At 73.8% G+C, this 267-nt stretch carries 1 protein-coding gene; it reads left to right on the forward strand.

All coding sequences use genetic code 11. From position 1 onward, the window contains the following. The coding region (locus tag G3I65_RS42970; RefSeq protein ID WP_160701179.1) for a hypothetical protein at nt 1-267 on the forward strand (267 nt) is incomplete at both ends.

Below are 267 nucleotides of genomic sequence, written 5' to 3' on the forward strand. Positions count from 1 at the left end.
CTGCCGGAAACCCCGGCGCCGGAACCGGTCTCCGCCGAACCGGCTGCCGGCGGACCGGCCGAAGAGGCCGAGCCCGAACTCGTCTTCGTCGAGGTGAACCGGCGGCGGGTGCTCGCGGCCACGATCTTCGCGCCGCCGGTCGTGCTGCTCGTCGTGATGACCGCGCTCGGGCTGGTCGTCAACCGCGCCCGGCTGGGCCTCGACCTCTTCGGCGGCAAGCTGCTCCCGGTCGGCGGGCTGGGGGAGCTGTGGTCGTCGTACCTCGAG

Source organism: Amycolatopsis sp. SID8362, assembly GCF_010550475.1.
Lineage (GTDB): Bacteria > Actinomycetota > Actinomycetes > Mycobacteriales > Pseudonocardiaceae > Amycolatopsis > Amycolatopsis eburnea.